The following is a 213-nucleotide window of genomic DNA, read 5'->3' as shown; positions in this document are numbered from 1 at the left end:
CTCAACCCTGGGCTGGGGAAGCGCAACTCCTACAGAGTTGCTGGGGGTGCGTACCGTCCACAATGGGCTAATAATACCGCCGTCATGGGTAGAGGCGCTGCACGCCTCAACCCTGGGCTGGGGAAGCGCAACTCCTACAGAGTTGCTGGGGGTGCGTACCGTCCACAATGGGCTAATAATACCGCCGTCATGGGTAGAGGCGCTGCACGCCTC

At 61.0% G+C, this 213-nt stretch carries 1 protein-coding gene; it reads right to left on the bottom strand.

Annotated elements, in window-relative coordinates:
• Positions 1–213: hypothetical protein (locus CIK92_RS13990; protein ID WP_216822228.1), on the bottom strand; the 213-nt coding region annotated here is incomplete at both ends.

Origin of the sequence: Prevotella sp. P4-67 (genome assembly GCF_002251325.1) — a bacterium.
Taxonomy (GTDB): domain Bacteria; phylum Bacteroidota; class Bacteroidia; order Bacteroidales; family Bacteroidaceae; genus Prevotella.
Note: the sequence above shows the minus strand (reverse complement) of the source record. Positions and strands in the feature narration are given on the sequence as shown.